The organism is Denitromonas iodatirespirans, assembly GCF_018524365.1.
GTDB lineage: Bacteria > Pseudomonadota > Gammaproteobacteria > Burkholderiales > Rhodocyclaceae > Nitrogeniibacter > Nitrogeniibacter iodatirespirans.
Map to the genome: position 1 here is coordinate 1 of NZ_JAEKFT010000010.1, position 16,252 is coordinate 16,252.

Genomic DNA, 16,252 nt, shown 5'->3' on the forward strand with positions numbered 1-16,252 from the left:
AAGACCCGCTATCGAGGGATCGCCAAGAACGAGGCGCAATTGTTCTCACTGTTCGGCCTCGCCAACCTCGTGCTCGCGCATAAAAGGTTGATGGCGCTCGACAGGCAAGGTGCGTCCTGAAACGGGGCAAAGGCGATGAAATCGTGCGAATCCGGCCTTCCAGAGTGCCAATTCCGTATTCCGCGATTCAATTGCGAGCGATTCCACGCGATTGCGAACGATGATCTGCCTCCCGTTGCCGAAAATCGGATTTGTTCAGTACTTCCTTAGCGGATAAACGATATCCAACTCGGCGATCGAGTGTGGCGATGTCATGTCTGTGACGCCCAACGCCGCACAGCACGCGCGGCTTTGTAATGGAGGCGCAGCCGCAGTGGAAAGGCCGTCGCCGTGCCTGTGATTGTTAGGCTTGTAACTCAAATCTCGACTTTTCCGCTTGCTCAACATGGCTAGAAGTTCCCAGGCAACGACGCGTCGGCGCCCCACTGATACAGGTCTTTTCCTAAGATGCTTTCGAGAAAGCGGATGGTCGTGTGATATTTGATTGCCGCCGGACTTGTGAAGTCGTTCTTTGCTGCGTAGTCCATCGCTTGCTCGCGCAGAAACTTGAAACCCAGAATATCGTTGGGGAACTCTGGTGCGTTCCAATTGGAATAGGGCTTATCTACCTCTCCCATCAGATGAGACGAATACCAGCTACGCAACTTGATAAACGGGTTTAGAAGTAAAACCCCGTCCTCTCGTTTTGACCAAACTTTATCCATGGCGAATGAGTCAATGACGCCGGGCTGTTCTGCTTCATAGGGTTCCCATGCAGAAGGGAGGACGGTAATGCCAATCCACTTTTCATGCTGCTCGGCTCGATAAGCATCAATTAGAGCCTTACCGAAATAAACAGAGTGGCGGCCTGTTGAATCGAGCTGAACTTCGAACTCCCCGAACGAAATTGCTCCACGAGCAGGTATGCCAGCGGCTAGAAGTGCGGATAGCACCATGCCCCCAATAGCATAAACGTCCAAAAATGCCCAACTGCCATAACCTTTTGGTTCTTGGTAGAAAAGAAAGGTGTCGGAGAAGTAAATTGTTTTGAATAAACCATTCAGCTCCTCCCACCTACCAAATGCCTTCAGGGCACCATCGATGACCGCGTAAATCTCTTCTGTTCCTTTGGTCTCAACAAGTTCACTGAAACCTAGGATATCGAGGAACAGAAGGTAACGCCCTTGGCGGATATCTATGTTTTTCATCATTGAGCCTAACAGTTGTAGTAGACGGAATGGGGAGTAGACGGAATCGGCCTATTGTGATTCCACGGACTCCATGAATAGCACTCTGGCATACGCCTTCACCCGCATGAACTCGTCATTCGCGACGACATTAGCTCATGCCGTAATCGCTGTCAAAGGACTCTGCAACGGCTGCCCGTTTCTGGCTCAACTACCAGAATTTGCTGAAAAATATGGCGTCGAGGCGTCAGCGCGAAGGTGGTGCGTGCGCCATGCCGAGGCTTACGTGGACGCGTCTTCGGGGCGCAAGCTGTGTCGACGCAGGATGCGCGTGACATCGAAACCTAGCTGGATGAGCCGGCAGGATAGGCCGACTGCAGGCAGGGCAAATCAAGCATCTCAACACATGCCAGCCAACACCGCCCACCACGCACACTCCAAGAAAAACCCGCCACTAAGGCGGGTCGAATGATGCTCCGTCAGGGCGACAGCGAACCGTCGGAAACCACCTCCCCCTACCGCCTCGCATACCCCTCGCCATCTCCTCCATCGGCACCACCCGGATCCGGCTTGCATGCCCAGCCGTACCGAAGGCTTCGAAGCAAGCGCAGCCCGGAAAAGGCCCGCAGGGCCGCCTCCGGGATTCATCGGTTGATCGACCACTGGCCCCGGATTTCGCTTCGCTCTGTCCGGGCTACGAATCCAACGGCTACTGTTCGATAGCGCCACGGGCAGCTCCGGGTCGATCGCTGGAGTTCGGTCTCCACGCATCGAACGACAACTGGGGCCGAGTTGCTTAAGCAGATCATGCGGCACCTGTCAGCGCAATGCAGCCTCTCAGGTGTCCGTTTCGTAGCGAAGATGACTGGCCGCAAGTGGCCGATAGCGAAGACGAGCCTTCAATCGGCGCGAAAGCCTCACCCTGGGTGGCACGCTTTTCGGATCGACTCACCTTGGACGTCATTCGGCGCTGGACTCAGCGCCACAGCGGTTGAGAAAACCCCGGCGTCGCGCGCAGCCTGGTCGTATCTTTTGCGACATCCGACCATGTGGCCCGCGGCGCGCTGCGCAAGCGCACCCGCCGGGCCTCAGGTACGGAACGCGCCCACGGCGTCGGTCAATTGCTTCGACAGGTCCACCAGGGACTCGGAGGTGGCCTGGATCTGCTGGGCCATCTTGCCTACTTCGATGGTGTCACTATCGACAGCGGCCACGTGCTGGCTGATTTCTTCGGCCACGTGGCGCTGTTCCTCCGTCGCGGTGGCAATGTGCAGATTCATCTCCCGCACACTGTCGACCGATACCAGTACCTTCTCGAACGCGTCGCGCACCAGGGCGATGCTGGCGACCGTGCTCTGGGTGGCCGTGCTGCTGGCGGTGAGCCGCGCGCTGACGTCCTGGGTGCGGCTGTCCAGCTGCCTGAGCACGTCGGTGATTTCGGTGGTCGAGTCGGCGGTACGCTGGGCCAGCTTGCGTACCTCGTCCGCAACGACGGCAAAGCCGCGCCCTTGCTCGCCCGCTCGCGCCGCTTCGATCGCGGCGTTCAGGGCCAGCAGATTCGTCTGCTCGGCGATGGCGATGATGTTGGCGAGAATCTTGTCGATGTCTTTGGAGTCGGCTTCGAGTTGCCCCATGGCGGTCACGGAGTGCTGGATTTCGGTATCCAAGGCATTGACCGCCACCACCGCCTGATCGACCTTCACCTTGCCATCCTGCGCTTCGGCATACCCGCGGTCGGCCGCGTCGGCCGCCCGGCTGCACGAGTTGGCCACGTCGTTGGCGGCCGTCGCCATCTCGTTGAATGCGGACGACACCATGGACACCGCATGGCCCTGACGGGTCGATACCTCGTTCATCTTGTTGGCCAGGGCGGTTGCGTTGCCGCTGGACGATATCACCCCGGTGGCGGCAGATTTGATCTGCCCGACCAGCCCACGAATGGACGACAGGAACTGGTTGAACCAGGACGACAGGTCGGCCAGTTCGTCCTTCCCCTTGACCGGCAAGGTCGAGGTCAGGTCGCCGCCGCCCTCGGCGATCGCCTTCAGGCTTTGCGACACGGCGCCGATGGGCTGGACCATGTACCGCGCGCCGATGCCGCCCAGGATGGAGAACAAGGCGGCGGTGGCGACGATCACCACGATGAGCCAGGTGATGGTGCGATTGGCGGCCTGCATGACCTCGCCTTGTTCGATCAGGCCGATGAAGCGCCACCCGAGCGCCTTCGAGGTGTGCTGCACCACCATGTAGGGAGTGCCGTCGAGCACCACCCGGGTCGCATTGCCTCCGGCATCGGCCAACGGCTGATACTCGGCGTCGATCTCGCCGATGTTCTTGAAGTTGTGCTCGGGACGCTTGGCGTCCACCAGGATGTTTCCGCTGTCTTCGAGCAACATCAGGTAGCCGGTCGACCCAAAACGGATGTTGCGGACGATGTCGGTGAGCGCGCCGAGCGACACATCCATGCCGAGCACACCCCCTTGTTGGCCCAGGCGGTTGTCGACGGTCATGACCGTGCTCACGATCACTGCATCGTCCGGTTCCCAATAATAGGCGGCGGTCCGTGTCGGTTTGCCCGGGTTCTTGACGGCGGCCTGGTACCAGGGCCGCGTACGCGGATCGTAGGGCCCCTTGATCGTGCCTTCGGGCCATTGCACATAGCCGCCGTCCTTGGTGCCCAGGTAGACATAGGCATGGCCGCCCTGGGCCTTGGCGAACTGGTCGAAGAAGGCGAACAGCTCGGCTTCGATGCCACCGGCAGCACTGGGCTTCATGGCGACATCGCCGGGGGCGAGGTAGTTGGCGATGGAGTCATCCGAGGCCGTCGCCAACCCGCTGGTGGCCACGTAGCGCACGTTTCGGGCGATGCTGTCGAAGTAAGTGCTCAGCGTGTTGTCGATTTGAAGAATCTCGCGCTGGCTGCTTTCGCGAAAATTGTCTTCCGCCGACTCGCGCAGATTGCCCACGACAATCGCCGCGATCAACACCGCCGGCAGCGTGGCGACCCCCATGAACCACAAAACGAGCTTTGTTCGTATTCTCATGCTGCTTCCTTCGAATTCGTCGTCACTTGATCAACCGCGATTGAATCGGCAATGCCCTCGCGTCGACTCACACGCCGCTGACAAACCCCACATCAACACCACTTGCCGCGTCAGTCCGGGCCCAGCCCCCAAAACCGCCGCACAACCATCGAAGGGCGACGTTCCCCGACAATCCAGACCTGATATCGGCACTTTCCATGAGAAGTAAAGCGTTCGCCGCAGGTAATTCAAGCGCATCGCGGGGCGCTGTTCCAATGCGAATTTCTCGAGGACGATGACCCCGATCCTGCCGGTCGCACGCAGGCCAGCAGGTGCATTTCCAACTGCCGCATCTGCCGTGTCATGTGGCGAACGACGCCATATGGAACGCCTGCATGTCGGCCGGATAGCGATAGCTTGCGCCGTACGGACAGGCGTTTCGGTCGAGGCAGCCATGGCGCATGCAAGGCCGGCCGGCCTCAGCGCGCACATGGGCAAGACAGGCCGCGTGGTCGAACCCGGCGTCTGAATACGCACCGACCGGGCAGGATTTGAGGCATGGCTTTGCGACACAGGTATCGCAAGGATGAATCACCGCCGTGGCGGGGGCAGTATCGATGGCGGCATCGAACAGCAGTGCACCGCGATACGCGTGCCAAAGCCCGTACTGCGGATGCATGAGAATGCCCAGGGGGGATGCGCGCAGCCCCTCCGCACGCATTGCCCATCGCTGAAACGGCGCATGGGGCCTGTCCGAAGGCGACACCGCCCGCGCGCCAAGTCGCGCCGCCACCGCGCCGATCACCTCGCGCGACCAGGTGTCGAGCGGGTCAGGCAGCGCGTTGGGCTGACGTTGCCGCCAGGCCACGAAATGCGGCCAGGCGGACGCGCCGGCCTGGCCGACGAGCACGACCGCACGTGCCGGCATGGCGGACGGGCCCGGCGGCGCTGGCTCGGCGCCCTCGAAATTGAAGCCACCGCGCGCGATGAGTCCATGGGCCGAAAGCGCCTCGTCGATCACGGCGACCAAGTCGCCACTAGGCCGCGGTGTCAATCGACCTGCAGTCGCGCACGCGCACCGGATGGCGGATCGCCTTGCTGCCGACCTTGTCGATCGCCAGCCGGCGCTGGTCCTCGGCGTTTTGCACGTCGGCCAGTGCCGGCGCGTTCATGTCGGTGCGCCTTCGCCCTGTGCGCGTCCGCGTCGAGTGCGCCGCGACCGGCCGGCCGCGCCCGACCGTTCGCCGACCTTCGCTTCGGGCAGCTCGACGACCATGCGCAGATTGGGAAACGGATCGCATTTGTGCGGAATCGCCATCGCATCGACGAAGTACTGCTGGAAGGACGGCTCCACCGCGGTTTCGACCTTGTCCACCCGGCGCACGACGGTTTCGATCTCCTCGCGCCGCGCGCGGTTGAGCAGTGCGATGCGCGCGCCGGTGCCGGCGGCGTTGCCGACCGAGGCGACATGCTCGAGCGGGCAGTCGGGGATCAGGCCGAGGATCATGGCGTACTTGACGTCGATATGGCTGCCGAAGGCGCCGGCCAGGCTGATGCGCTCGATGCGCTCGACGCGAAGCTTGTCCATCAGCAGGCGAATGCCGGCATACAGCGCAGCCTTGGCGAGCTGGATCGCGCGCACGTCGTTCTGGGTGATCTGCAGCGTGCGCGCCTCGCTCTCGTGCAACACGTAGGAGAAGGTGCGCCCGTTGGCCTGGATGCGCGGGCTGCGCGCGGCCAACTCGCCGTCGACCACCCCGTCCTGGTCGATGATGCCGGCCAGATACAGCTCGGCCATGATCTCGACGATGCCCGAACCACAAACGCCGGTGACACCGGTGGCGACCGTGGCTTCGGCGAAGCCCGCTTCGTTCGACCACAGCTCGCAGCCGATGACCTTGAAGCGCGGCTCCAGCGTCGCCGGGTCGATGCGCACCCGCTCGATCGCGCCCGGCGCCGCACGCTGCCCGCAACTTATCTGCGCGCCCTCGAAGGCCGGGCCGGTCGGGCTGGAGGCGGCGAGCAGGCGCTCGCGGTTGCCCAGCACGATCTCGGCATTGGTGCCCACATCAACGATCAGCGTCATCGCGTCGGTCAGGTAAGGCGTTTCCGAGAGGATCGCCGCCGCGGTGTCGGCGCCGACATGGCCGGCGATGCACGGCAACGCGTAGATGCGGGCATTGGGGTGAATATGGAGGTCGATCTCGGTGGCCCACAGCCCGGTCACCGCCTCGTCGGTGGCCAGCGCAAACGGCGCCCCGCCCAGCTCGATCGGGTTAATCCCGAACAGCAGATGGTGCATGATCGGGTTGCCGACAAAGGTGGCTTCGAGGATCTCGATGATCTCGATCCCCGCCTCGGCCGCCAGTTCGGCCGCCAGCGCGTTGAGCGCACCGCGCACCTCGCGCGTCATCTCGGCATCGCCGCCCGGGTTCATCATGACGTAGGAGACCCGGCTCATCAGATCTTCACCGAAACGGATCTGCGGGTTCATCTTGCCGGCCGAGGCGACCACTTCACCGGTCTGCAGATCGCACAGGTGTGCGGCGATGGTGGTCGAGCCGACGTCCACCGCCATGCCGTAGATCTTTTCACGCAGGCCCGGCCACACGGCGGTGATGCGCTCGCCGTCGAGCACCGCGACCGTCACCTTCCAACCGCCCTTGCGCAGCGCGGCCTGCAGGTGCTGCATCACGCGCACGTCGGCATGCAGGTCGGTCAGGCGCCACTCGAAATCCAGCGCCTCCTTGAGCCGGCGCAGATCGGACGAGGGCACGTGCATGTCCGGCTCCTGCACCTCGACGTAGTACAGCCGCACCGAGGGGTCGAGCTCGATGTCGCGCACTTCGGCGCGCTTGCGCACGATCTGGCGGTGCACCTGGCTGTCGGCGGGCACGTCGATGACGACATCGCCGAGCACCTCGGTAGAGCAACTGAGGCGCCGCCCCTCGCCCAGCGCGCCATGGGTTTTCTCCCAGGCACGTTCGTTTTCGCCGCGCTCGCTCAGATTCGAGGCACACGAATGGACGCCGTGCTTGGCGAACTCGCCTTCGCTGAGCACGACCTGGCAACGGCCGCACAGGGCGCGGCCACCGCATACCGAATCGATGTCGACGCCAAGCGAGCGCGCGGCCTGCAGCACGGAGGTGCCGACCGGAAAACGGCCGCGCCGTCCGGACGGGGTGAATACAACAAGGGCGTCCTGGCTCACGCTACTCTCCTGTCGGGGTCGGGGTCATGTCGTACGCGCCCTTCCCCGTCAATGGGGAGGAGACCCTTGTGCTGAACTGAACGGCATTCCCGGGGTTGGGGGCGCGCTGGATGTACAGCGCCGGCGTGCACCGCGGCGCGCCCCTGTGTTCGAGGCGCTGCCCGGGCACACCGGCCGGACTCAGGTGGTGGCGCGACGGCGGCGCGTTTCGCGACGGCCCCGCGACTCGGCGCCGTCGGCGCCGGCGGGCGGTGCCTCGCGGAACTTGCTGATCCAGCGCATGCAGTCCGCGTCGTGGCCCATCAGCACGTCGGCGCCCATGATCGAGGTCATGATCTCGGCGTGCAGCGGGTTGGTGATCGCCGAGGTCATGCCCGAGGAAATCGCCATGGCCATGAAGGCCGCGTTGATGCCGTTGCGGTTGGGCAGGCCGAAGCTCACGTTCGAGGCGCCGCAGGTGGTGTTCACCTTGAGCTCCTTCTGCAGGCGGTGGCACAGCGCAAACACCTGGCGACCGGCGGTACGCACCGCGCCGATGGGCATCACCAGCGGGTCGACGACCACATCGCTGGCCGGGATGCCGTGGTCGGCCGCGCGCTCGACGATCTTCTTGGCGATCGCGAAACGCACCTCGGGATTCTCCGAAATACCGGTCTCGTCATTGCTGATCGCCACCACCGCGGCACCGTATTTCTTGACCAGCGGCAGCACCGCTTCAAGGCGATCCTCCTCGCCGGTGACCGAGTTGACCAGCGCCTTGCCTTTGTAGACCGCCAGCCCGGCTTCGAGCGCGGCGACGATCGAGGAGTCGATCGACAGCGGCACGTCGGTGAGCGACTGCACCAGCTTGATGGTCTCGGCGAGGATCGCGGGCTCGTCGGCCAGCGGGATGCCGGCATTGACGTCCAGCATGTGCGCACCGGCGGCCAGCTGCGCTTCGACGTCGGTGATCACGCGAGAGAAATCGCCGGCGGCCATCTCGGCGGCCAGCAGCTTGCGCCCGGTGGGGTTGATGCGCTCGCCGATGACGACAAAGGGGCGCTCGAAGCCGATCACGACTTCCTTCTTGTGCGAACTGATAACGGTATCGGTCATGCTTGTATCCTCTGCTGTTCCGACGGAGTGTCACGGCCCGGGTACCAGGGGACGCGCCCCTCGAGTACGCCGGAGGTTTGGATGATTTCGGCGACGGTCGTCTCCTGGCGGTATGCCATGACATGCACGCCGCTGACGCCTTCGATTTCGCGGATTTCCTGTATCAGGTCGATACAGAGTTTCTTGCCTTCTTCCTTCTGCTTCTCTGCGCCCGCCAGCCGCTTGATGACGCTGTCGGGAATATGCACGCCCGGCACGTTGTCGCGGATCCAGCTCGCGCTCTTGGCCGAGGCGAGCGGCCCGACGCCCGGCAGGATGAAGATCCGGTCCGGCCCTTCGAGCAGCCCCAGGTCGCGCACCTGTGCCATGAAAGTCTTGAGCCGCGGCACGTCGAAGCAGTACTGGGTCTGGATGAACTGCGCGCCGGCGGCCACCTTCTTGGCCAGGCGATACGCGCGCCACTCGAAGGGCGGCGCGAAGGGGTTTTCCGCGGCGCCGAGAAACACGCGCGGCGGCGACGCCAGCTTGCGGCCGCTCTGGAAGCGGGCCTCGTCGCGCATGGCGCGGGCGATTTCGAGCAGGGACATCGAATCGAGGTCGAACACCGGCTTGGCCTGCGGATGGTCGCCGGCCTGCACGCCGTCGCCGGTCAGGCACATGATGTTGCACACCCCCATCGCCGCGCCGCCGAGGATCTCACCCTGGATGGCGATGCGATTGCGGTCGCGGCAGGCGATCTGCATCACCATCGCATAGCCGCGGCGGGTCAGCAGCGAGCAGACGCCGACGCTCGACATGTGGCAGTTGGCGCCCGAGCCGTCCGTGGCGTTGATCGCGTCCACATAGCCATCGAAGATCGCAGCACGCTTGAAGACCTCGTCAGGATCGGCCGAATCGGGCGGGTCGATCTCCGAGGTCACGGCGAACTTGCCGGCGCGCAGCACGCGCTCCAGACGGCCGGGCGAGACGTGGCCGGGCAGGATCGGCAGCGAATAGCCCGGGACCGGTTCGTCTTCGAATTTCATTTCTGAGCTTCCTTCCGGGCTTGACGTTCTTCGGCAATCCGGCGCACCACGCGCAGCCAGGACGAGGTGTCGCGCAGCCGGAAGTCGACCGGCTTCTGGACAATGTGGATCTTGCTGCCGCCCTTCATCTGCTGGCTGCCGGCCCAGGCGTCGGCCCACACGCATTTCATCTCGGGTTTGACCTCGCAGTGCCCGTTGGCGCGCACGCCGCCGCAGGGACCGTTGCGCAGGTTCTTCGGACAATTCATCGGACAGGACATGCCGGTCGAACTGAGCGCGCACTGGCCACACATCTGGCAGTCGAACAGCAGGCCCTTGACGGCCCGCTCCACGGCGGCCACCGGACGCTCCACACGCGAGTAGCCGACGCCGCGCCATAGCGGGTCGAGTCGCGCGATGACCGGCTCGAACACGTTGTAGATGAACTCGAAGCTCCGCGAGTGGCGTACCACCCATCGCCGTACTGCATACATGAACCTGCCTCCTCCGACCTACCCGGCATGCTCGCGCGCCGAGTGTTTGTGGTGTGTCGCGCGTTAGCCGGCGATGCCCTTTGCGCGCACCAGCGACTCGAGCGCCTCGTCGCTGAAATCCGCCTCGATGCGGCCCGCTTCGGCGGCCGCTTCGGCCTCCAGATCATTGCCGCACTCGCGCGGCGGCAGTCGGCGCCAGTCTTCGAGATAGGCGTCGGAGCTGCCTTTGCCAGCGCGCATCGCGGCCCGGTCGATGGCGACCTGGAAGCGATCCGACAACTGCACCTTTGCGCTGCTCCGACCGTTCTTGACGATCACCTGCGCGGGGATGTCCCGCCACTGGACAACAATCAGCTTTGCCATACCCGCTACTCCGCACTGGGGTCGCTGAGCGCGCCCCGCTGAAATCTGATGACGCTCCGCTCGAGATCGCCGTAACCCGTGAATCGATACTCGAACGCCAGGCCGAGCCGCTCGGCGGCCTGCTCTGCCAGCGCGCGCAAGTGCGCGTCTTCGTGCTGGGCGAGGTAGACCAGGCGGCGATAGTTGCCGAAGTACTGGCTCGCCAGTTCCGGGTGACGCTCGATGCCCAGTTCCCGTATGACCAGACGGTCGAAATGGCGGACCAGGAAATCGGTCAAGTAGAAGCTGCCCGGCTCCGCGTCGGCGAGCGCCATGAAGGCCGGCGTGCCGGCGTAGAACTCGTAGCAGTGGGCCCCCGGCAGACGCTCGACGCTCTCGGCTTCGAGCACCCGGTCGAGCAGCCCGCCGGTGCCACAATCGGCATAGGCCACCAGGATGTGCGCGAAACGCCCCCGCGCCGCATGGATCTTGGCGCGCACCGCCTCCGGGATCTTCTCCGGACGGTTGTGCAACTCGGCCGGCAGACACTGCACCTGCACGTGCTGCCAGCCGTTGGCACCGATCACCGCGGTGAGCTCGCGCGCGAGCGCACCGCAGGCGATGATCAGTGCGGGCGCCATCCTCGAGCGCTCCGGCGACCCGTGCCGAATCAGGCCGCGCGACGCTGCTGGATCAGCGCCTTGGCGGTCTCGACCGCGACCCCGGCGTCACGACAGTACGCATCGGCGCCGACCGCAGTGCCGAAGGCCTCGTTCAGCGGCGCGCCACCGACCAGCACGATGTAGTCGTCGCGGATGCCTTTTTCGGTCATGGTGTCGATCACGACCTTCATATAGGGCATGGTCGTCGTCAGCAGCGCGGACATGCCGAGGATGTCGGGCTTGTGCTCCTCGAGGGCCTCGAGATATTGCTCGACCGGGATGTTGATGCCGATGTCGATGACCTCGAAACCTGCCCCTTCCATCATCATCGCCACCAGGTTCTTGCCGATGTCGTGGATGTCGCCCTTGACGGTACCGATGACGATCTTGCCGACCGTCTCCGCACCGGTGTCGGCGAGCAGCGGACGCAGAATCTCCATGCCGCCCTTCATGGCATTGGCGGCCATCAGCACTTCGGGCACGAACAGGATGCCGTCGCGGAAATCCACGCCCACGATGCGCATGCCTTCGACGAGCGCCTCGTCGAGCACGCGGCTCGCACTCCAGCCGCGCTCGAGCAGGATGTTGGTCGCCTCCGCGATCTCCTCACGCAGGCCGTTGTACAGGTCGTCGTACATCTGCTCGACGAGCTCGTCGTCAGGCAGGTCTGCGAGGTTGAAGTCGTCGTCGTCGATCTGGTCCGTCATGATCACTCTCTCCTTACCGGGGATTGCGGGTTCCGGCTCACGGACCCGATAGCCCGAAGATTAGGCGCAGCCCTTGCAGTTGACAGGCGCGCCAACGACTCGAACATGTCCAAATGCGACACAGCGATCCGCCGGCCACCCGGCGGCCCCGCCACGCCGACCGGGGACGTCGCACGCCGGCCGGCGACTGTCGCACTCAGGCAAGCCTCAATCACCCGGAAGACTAGATTCGACGCTGGCAGACAGCCATACGAGAGCGCCACCGGCAAGACTCGCGCCCGGTACGCCCCGGACCCCGGCCCCACCGGCCGGGCATATATATCGTTGGATTGAGGAGACGACGCGCTATGTCGGTGATGACGGAAGGCAAAAACATTTATGTGCTCAAGGCGAGCTGCAAGGGCGCGATCGGGACGGTCGCGCGCATTTCAAGCTTTCTCGCCGAGCGCCACTGCTACATCATGGAGATGGCGCAGTTCGACGACATTCTCACCGGGCAGTTCTTCGTGCGCACCGTGTTCTCGACGACCCCCGGCAAGACGCCCGCCCTCGAGGAACTGAAGCAGGCCTTCGACAAGGCACTGCCGAGCGCCGAGCAGGATTTCGAATGGGAGGTGCACGACACCCTGGTGCGCCCCAAGGTGCTGCTGATGGTATCGAAGTTCGATCACTGTCTGGACGACCTGCTCTATCGCCATCGCACCGGTGACCTGAAGATGGATGTCACGGCGATCGTGTCGAACCATCCGGATCTGAAGTCCCTCGCCGATTGGCACGGCATTCCCTACCATCACCTGCCGGTGACCGCCGAAACCAAGGCCGCCCAGGAAGAGCGCCTGATGGAACTCGTTGCCGAGACGGGCACCGATCTGATCGTGCTCGCACGCTACATGCAGGTCCTTTCGCAGGATCTTTGCCGGAAACTCTCCGGCCGTGCCATCAACATCCACCACTCCTTCCTGCCCGGCTTCAAGGGCGCCAAGCCCTATCACCAGGCTCACGAGCGCGGCGTGAAACTCATCGGCGCCACCGCCCACTACGTGACCTCCGATCTCGACGAAGGGCCGATCATCGAGCAGGCCGTCGAGCGTGTCGACCACACCTACCGCCCCGAGAATCTCGTCGCCGTGGGCCGCGATACCGAGTGCCTGGCCCTGGCGCGCGCGGTGCGCTACCACATCGAACACCGTGTCTTCCTGACCGGCAACAAAACCGTGGTGTTCCGCTGACCATGGCCACGATCATCGACGGAAAACACTATGCAGAGCGCCTGCGTGCCGAGATCGGCCGCCAGGTCGTGCAACTGCGCGAGGCGCACCTGGTCACGCCCGGCCTGGCCGTCATCCTCGTCGGCGAGGACCCGGCCAGCCAGGTCTATGTGCGCAACAAGGCACGGCAGGCGCGCGAGGCCACGATGGCCTCCTTCGAATACCGCCTGCCCCACGGTGTGCCGCAGGAGAAGCTGCTCGAGCTGATCGAGCGGCTCAATGCCGATCCAGCCGTCCACGGCATCCTGGTGCAACTGCCCTTGCCGCCGCAGGTTGACGCCGAGCGCGTCATCAACGCGATCCGGCCCGACAAGGACATCGACGGCTTCCACCCGGTCAATGTCGGCAGCCTGGCCACCGGCGGCGACGGCACCGTGCCGTGCACCCCGCTGGGCTGCATGATGCTGCTCAAGCACCACCTGGGCGACCTCAGCGGCCTGCGGGCGCTCGTGCTCGGCCGCTCGAACATCGTCGGCAAGCCGATGGCCACCTTGCTGCTGCGCGAAAACTGCACGGTCACCATCGCCCATTCGAAAACCGTCGGGCTGGACGAGGAATGCCGCCGTGCCGACATCCTCATCGCCGCCGTGGGCCGGCCGCGGATGGTCCCCGGCGACTGGATCAAACCCGGCGCAACGGTGATCGACGTGGGCATCAACCGCATCGAGGAAAACGGCAAGGCACGGCTGGTCGGAGACGTGGATTTCGACAGCGCGGTGGCAACAGCCGGCGCCATCACCCCGGTGCCCGGCGGCGTCGGCCCGATGACCATCGCCTGCCTGCTGCTCAACACCCTCGAAGCCGCCTGCCGCCAACATGGCCTGCCCGTGCCCGCTGGGGTCATGGAAGCCGCGTGGGGATGAATGCGGCAAGGCAAGACCCTGCGCCGGCGACCTGCCGATCGTTCGCCCTCAGGAGCACTCAGGTCGCGGGATGAAGGTTTTTTCCCCGGCGGTTCCAGGTGAATCGCTCCGGGTATCGCGAAGGCGCCGTGGTCGGCCGGCGCCCCCTGACAGCACGCCTGTGACGTGGCGACCGTCTAAGCAATCAACTCGCCCAGGCGAACCACCGTGACACCCGGACGCAGTTGCCGCAGCGACGGCATCACCAGCACGCAGTTCCGATACGGCGTGCGCACGGGTTCGCCGTCGCGCCAGGCGATGATGGTGCCCGCCTCCGCGAAGGTCTCGAGCCCGGTGTAGTCTCCCGCAAAGCGAAAATCGAGGCTCGCGGCCACCACCGGCTCGGTGACCCGCACCACGTTCTGCGCCGTCTCGGGCTGCGGCAGCCAGCCGCGCGGCAGGTCGGCGGCGGCGACGATGCCGTGCAGGACGAGAAAGCCGCCGGTCGTCTCGCGGCCCACGTCGACAGCGCCCGCCTCCCAGTGCTGCCCGCACTCGACGAGCAGCGCGTTCTTCGGGCTCGCCGGATCACCGAAGCCGGCATAGTCGCGCATGCGGCGCCCCTCGGGGTGGCCCTCGTCGCTGATCACCCATGCCGGGGTGCCGAGCGCGCGCGCAAGGGCGACGCCCTTGTCGAGCGGCCCGCACACCGACAGCGGCGCGCTGCGCTCATGCATCGAATGCAGGTCGAGGAGGAAGTCCACCTCATCGATCAGCGGGCGCATCTCCCGCGCCCGACGCAGCTCGACCGAGTCGCGCGACAGATCGTCCAGGATGGCCGCGGTCCACACCCGGTTGAGGTCCTGATCCACGAAGCGCGAGGCGTCGGGCTCGGCCGCATCGAAGCGCTCGTAAGCCGCGACATTGGCGAAGGCCAGCGTGAGGCGCCCCCGACGGGGGCGGACGCCGAGTTCCAGGAGCTCCTTCACCACGATGGCGCCGCACACCTCGTTACCGTGGGTGAGCGCGTTCACCATCACATGCGGGCCAGGCAGGCCGCTGTCGAAGGTGAATACATAGGGAATGCCGCGGTTGCCTTCGGCAAAGGCACGGATGTCCGGGAATTCGAGTTCGATCGGATAGTGCTCGCCGGGTGCGGCCGCGGCGGTCTGCTGGGTGGTATCCATGGTCGTGTTCCGCCTCGGGTCTGCCAGCAGGCTCAGTTGGCCTGCGCTTCCAGGGCGGCGGCGATCGCCTGCCCCATCTCGGTGGTCGAGGCCTTGCCGCCTAGATCGCCGGTGCGCGGTCCGTCCTTGAGCACTTTCTGGATGGCCACCAGGATCGCGTCATGGGCGCGCCGGCCCGCACCTTCGCCCTCGCCGAGGAAGTCGAGCATCAGCGCGCCCGACCAGATAGCACCGATCGGGTTGGCGATGTTCTTGCCGTAGATGTCGGGGGCGGAGCCATGCACCGGCTCGAACAGCGAGGGGAAGCGGCGCTCGGGGTTGAGGTTGGCCGACGGCGCAAGCCCCAGCGTGCCGGTGCAAGCCGGCCCGAGGTCGGAGATGATGTCGCCGAAGAGGTTGGACGCCACGACCACATCGAAGCGCTGCGGCTGCAGCACGAAGCGCGCGCACAGGGCATCGATGTGCTGCTTGTCCCAGGCCACCTCGGGGAACTGCTGCGCCATCTCGGCCGCGCGCCCGTCCCACCACGGCATGCTCACCGCCACGCCGTTGCTCTTGGTCGCCACGGTGACATGCTTGCGCGCACGCTGGCGGGCCTGCTCGAAGGCGAAACGCAGCACGCGGTCGGTGCCGTGCCGGGTGAACACCGACTGCTGCATCACCACCTCGCGCTCGGTGCCCTCGAACATGGTGCCGCCCACCGCGGTGTACTCGCCCTCGGTGTTCTCGCGCACGATCAGCATGTCGATGTCGCCGGCCGCTCGCCCGGCGAGTGGGCACGGCACGCCGTCGAAAAGGCGCGCCGGACGCAGGTTGATGTACTGGTCGAACTCACGCCGGAACTTGAGGAGCGAACCCCACAGGGAGATGTGGTCGGGCACCGTCTCGGGCCAGCCGACGGCGCCGAAGTAAATCGCATCCACGTCCGCGAGCTGGGCCTTCCAGTCGTCGGGCATCATCTTGCCGGTTTGCAGGTAGTAGTCGCAGCTGGCCCATTCGATGTGCTGGTACTCGAGCGTGATGCCGAACAGCTCGCCCGCGCGGTCGAGCACCCGCAGGCCTTCCGGAATCACTTCCTTGCCAATACCGTCGCCGGGGATGACGGCAATCTTGAATGAGGAATCCATGTGCGAAGCGCCTCGTTGTCGAAGTGAAAGAGACGGGATGCGGCGCTCCGGGAGGAGGCGCGCA

15 protein-coding genes and 1 pseudogene are annotated in these 16,252 nt (G+C 64.8%); 3 read left to right on the plus strand and 13 right to left on the minus strand.

From position 1 onward, the window contains the following. Positions 1-120, plus strand: a pseudogene (locus I8J34_RS10395) (IS5/IS1182 family transposase); the annotation flags it as partial. 329 nt (positions 121-449) lie between these two features. On the opposite strand, the gene I8J34_RS10400 reads toward I8J34_RS10395, so the two are convergent. From I8J34_RS10400 to I8J34_RS10450, 11 genes are all read right to left on the minus strand, one after another. Further along, positions 450-1,250: a hypothetical protein gene (locus tag I8J34_RS10400; RefSeq protein ID WP_214361336.1), complete on the minus strand. Its 801-nt coding sequence runs from the start codon at positions 1,248-1,250 to the stop codon at positions 450-452. A 1,064-nt stretch (positions 1,251-2,314) separates the two neighbouring features. Continuing rightward, positions 2,315-4,270 (minus strand): methyl-accepting chemotaxis protein, encoded by a 1,956-nt coding sequence (locus I8J34_RS10405; RefSeq protein ID WP_214361337.1) that lies wholly within the window; start codon positions 4,268-4,270, stop codon positions 2,315-2,317. A gap of 340 nt (positions 4,271-4,610) precedes the next feature. Further along, entirely contained in the window at positions 4,611-5,270 is a 660-nt protein-coding gene (locus tag I8J34_RS10410) for a hypothetical protein (RefSeq protein ID WP_214361338.1), read from the minus strand. Between the two features lie 16 nt (positions 5,271-5,286). Beyond that, positions 5,287-5,421: a GTP cyclohydrolase, FolE2/MptA family gene (locus tag I8J34_RS10415; protein ID WP_370661886.1), complete on the minus strand. Its 135-nt coding sequence runs from the start codon at positions 5,419-5,421 to the stop codon at positions 5,287-5,289. After that, positions 5,418-7,460, minus strand: coding sequence for an ASKHA domain-containing protein (locus I8J34_RS10420; protein WP_214361339.1), 2,043 nt, complete (start codon positions 7,458-7,460; stop codon positions 5,418-5,420). Before I8J34_RS10420 ends, I8J34_RS10415 begins: the two co-directional genes overlap by 4 nt. 180 nt (positions 7,461-7,640) lie before the next feature. Beyond that, a complete protein-coding gene (locus tag I8J34_RS10425; RefSeq protein ID WP_214361340.1) occupies positions 7,641-8,555 on the minus strand; it encodes a dihydropteroate synthase in 915 nt (304 codons plus the stop codon). Further along, on the minus strand, positions 8,552-9,580 hold the full coding sequence (locus tag I8J34_RS10430) for a methylenetetrahydrofolate reductase (RefSeq protein WP_214361341.1): 1,029 nt from the start codon (positions 9,578-9,580) through the stop codon (positions 8,552-8,554). Before I8J34_RS10430 ends, I8J34_RS10425 begins: the two co-directional genes overlap by 4 nt. Then, on the minus strand, positions 9,577-10,053 hold the full coding sequence (locus I8J34_RS10435; RefSeq protein ID WP_214361342.1) for a methylenetetrahydrofolate reductase C-terminal domain-containing protein: 477 nt from the start codon (positions 10,051-10,053) through the stop codon (positions 9,577-9,579). Before I8J34_RS10435 ends, I8J34_RS10430 begins: the two co-directional genes overlap by 4 nt. Before the next feature lie 63 nt (positions 10,054-10,116). Next, positions 10,117-10,416 (minus strand): virulence factor, encoded by a 300-nt coding sequence (locus tag I8J34_RS10440; protein WP_214361343.1) that lies wholly within the window; start codon positions 10,414-10,416, stop codon positions 10,117-10,119. 5 nt (positions 10,417-10,421) lie between these two features. Next, positions 10,422-11,036 carry a DUF1638 domain-containing protein gene (locus I8J34_RS10445; RefSeq protein ID WP_214361344.1) on the minus strand — a complete coding sequence of 205 codons (615 nt, stop codon included), beginning with the start codon at positions 11,034-11,036 and terminating at the stop codon, positions 10,422-10,424. A gap of 29 nt (positions 11,037-11,065) precedes the next feature. Beyond that, on the minus strand, positions 11,066-11,764 hold the full coding sequence (locus I8J34_RS10450) for a cobalamin B12-binding domain-containing protein (protein ID WP_214361345.1): 699 nt from the start codon (positions 11,762-11,764) through the stop codon (positions 11,066-11,068). Between the two features lie 347 nt (positions 11,765-12,111). On the opposite strand from I8J34_RS10450, the gene purU reads away from it, so the two are divergent. Both purU and folD read left to right on the plus strand, forming a co-directional pair. Then, positions 12,112-12,993 (plus strand): formyltetrahydrofolate deformylase, encoded by an 882-nt coding sequence (gene purU, locus I8J34_RS10455; protein WP_214361346.1) that lies wholly within the window; start codon positions 12,112-12,114, stop codon positions 12,991-12,993. A 2-nt stretch (positions 12,994-12,995) separates the two neighbouring features. Beyond that, positions 12,996-13,895: a bifunctional methylenetetrahydrofolate dehydrogenase/methenyltetrahydrofolate cyclohydrolase FolD gene (gene folD / locus I8J34_RS10460; protein ID WP_214361347.1), complete on the plus strand. Its 900-nt coding sequence runs from the start codon at positions 12,996-12,998 to the stop codon at positions 13,893-13,895. Positions 13,896-14,071: 176 nt separating this feature from the next. Here folD and I8J34_RS10465 read toward each other — a convergent pair whose 3' ends face one another. Next, on the minus strand, positions 14,072-15,061 hold the full coding sequence (locus I8J34_RS10465) for a M14 family metallopeptidase (protein WP_214361348.1): 990 nt from the start codon (positions 15,059-15,061) through the stop codon (positions 14,072-14,074). A 32-nt stretch (positions 15,062-15,093) separates the two neighbouring features. Then, on the minus strand, positions 15,094-16,188 hold the full coding sequence (locus tag I8J34_RS10470; RefSeq protein WP_214361349.1) for a tartrate dehydrogenase: 1,095 nt from the start codon (positions 16,186-16,188) through the stop codon (positions 15,094-15,096). Positions 16,189-16,252: the final 64 nt, after the last annotated feature.